Raw genomic sequence first — 1,841 nt, 5'->3', positions numbered from 1 at the left:
CTGCAACGGATCCGTGCTGACGGCTGCCGCTGCGGACGCGAGGGTGAAGATGGCAAGGCCCGCGATGAACACGTGACGGCGGCCGAAGCGGTCCCCCAGGCCGACGGCCAGCAACATGAACGCCGCGAAGCTCAGGGAGTAGGCGTTGACGATCCACTGCAGTTCCTCGACGCTCGCACCGAGGGCCTTGTGCATGACGGGCAGTGCGTTGGTGACCACGAGGTTGTCCAGTGTGGCCATGAAGACGGGGAGAGAGGCCGCCACAATGGCCAGCCAAACGGGAATGGTGCGTTTCATGATGACTCCACGGGTCGCTGAGGTGCCGCTAAGTTGGGTTGTTGTAATCGAATGATTACTTAAGGCCCAAAGTTAGTTATCGACTGATAACATGTCAAGTGTGGCGAAGAAAACAGCGGGCACAGGCGCCCCGGAATCGGGCTCAAGCAGCCAGGCAACTGCCGAACGCATACCAGCGGCGCAGCGGCGCGAACTGATCCTGGAAGCCGCCACCGGCGTCTTCGCCGAGCGTGGCTACGCTGGTTCCACCACGGACCAAGTGGCAAAGGCCGCGGGCATCAGCCAGCCGTATGTCGTGCGGATGTTCGGCACCAAGGAGACACTGTTCCTGGAGGCCCTGGATCGCGCCCAGGGCAAGCTGCTGCGCGCGTTCCGCGACGTCATCGCGGCGTACGACGCCGGAGAACTCGCCGAAGAATTGCGGCACCTCGATCCTGCCGCCGGGAGCGGTCGCCCGGAACAGCTCAAGCAGCTCATGGCCATCGCCTACGCCGACCTGATCGAGGATCGCGGCATTCTCATGATGCTGATGCAGGCCTTCGTCGCCGGCCATGAACCCGCCATCGGGGCACGCGCCAGGGAAGGATTCCTGGATATTTACCGCCTGGTGCGCGACGAAGCCGGCCTGTCCCCCGAAACCTCCCGCGACTTCCTTGCGCAGGGCATGCTCATGAACACCCTGATCGGCATCCGCCTGCCGGAAGTCTACGAGCAGGACGAGACCGCCGAGGAGTTGCTTGAGTGCACCCTTCGGTCCAAGCTGCCCATGGTGCTCAAGGCAAGCAAGGCCCAGCGCCGCGCGGGTTAGTAGCTAGCCGGACTCGCTAGCCGGCCACGCCGTAGAGGCGGTCTCCGGCGTCGCCCAGGCCCGGAACGATGTAGGCCTTCTCGTTCAGCCTCTCGTCAATCGATGCCAGGACGATCTTGACGTTGGCCTCGGAAAGCTCTTCTTCCAGCTTGGCCAGGCCCTCCGGGGCTGCGAGCAAGCAGATGCACGTGACGTCCGAAGCGCCACGCTTGAAGAGGAACTTGATGGCTTCGCGCAGTGTGCCGCCGGTGGCGAGCATGGGGTCCAGGACGAAGATCTGGCGGCCGGTGAGGTCCTCGGGGAGGCGTTCGGCGTAGGTGATGATGTCCAGGGTCTCTTCGTCGCGGGCCATCCCCAGGAAGCCCACTTCGGCGGTGGGGACCAACTTGGTCATGCCCTCAAGCATGCCGAGGCCTGCGCGCAGGATGGGGACCACCAGCGGCGTCGGCTTCGTGAAGGCAGTGCCGATCGCCTTGGTGACGGGGGTTTCGATCTCTACCGCTTCGGTCCGTACTTCGCGGGTGGCCTCGTAGGCCAGCAAAGTGACGAGTTCTTCGGTGAGTTGCCGGAAGACCGGTGAAGGAGTGTTCTTATCCCGCAGAACGGTGAGCTTGTGAGCGACCAGCGGGTGGTCCACGACGAGTGTGCGCATGACTCCAAAACTATCATTGAGGCATGAGCACCAACGAGCCTTATCACGCAGAGCACGCGGCCTGGATGGGTCTGGCCCTGGACG

Annotated in this window: 3 protein-coding genes; 1 reads left to right on the top strand and 2 read right to left on the bottom strand. The window is 63.6% G+C overall.

Going from position 1 to position 1,841, the window contains the following annotated elements; all coding sequences use genetic code 11:
* The coding region (locus tag AHiyo1_RS11115) for an MFS transporter (protein WP_113990634.1) at positions 1 to 297 on the bottom strand (297 nt) is incomplete at its 3' end.
* A 100-nt stretch (positions 298 to 397) separates the two neighbouring features.
* On the opposite strand from AHiyo1_RS11115, the gene AHiyo1_RS11110 reads away from it, so the two are divergent.
* A complete protein-coding gene (locus AHiyo1_RS11110) occupies positions 398 to 1,105 on the top strand; it encodes a TetR/AcrR family transcriptional regulator (RefSeq protein WP_059388605.1) in 708 nt (235 codons plus the stop codon).
* A 16-nt stretch (positions 1,106 to 1,121) separates the two neighbouring features.
* Here AHiyo1_RS11110 and upp read toward each other — a convergent pair whose 3' ends face one another.
* A complete protein-coding gene (gene upp / locus AHiyo1_RS11105; protein WP_059388604.1) occupies positions 1,122 to 1,757 on the bottom strand; it encodes a uracil phosphoribosyltransferase in 636 nt (211 codons plus the stop codon).
* Between the last annotated feature and the right edge of the window lie 84 nt (positions 1,758 to 1,841).

This window comes from Arthrobacter sp. Hiyo1 (assembly GCF_001263615.2).
GTDB lineage: Bacteria > Actinomycetota > Actinomycetes > Actinomycetales > Micrococcaceae > Arthrobacter.
The sequence above is the reverse complement of the archived record's forward strand: the minus strand, read 5'-3'. Positions and strand labels throughout refer to the sequence as shown.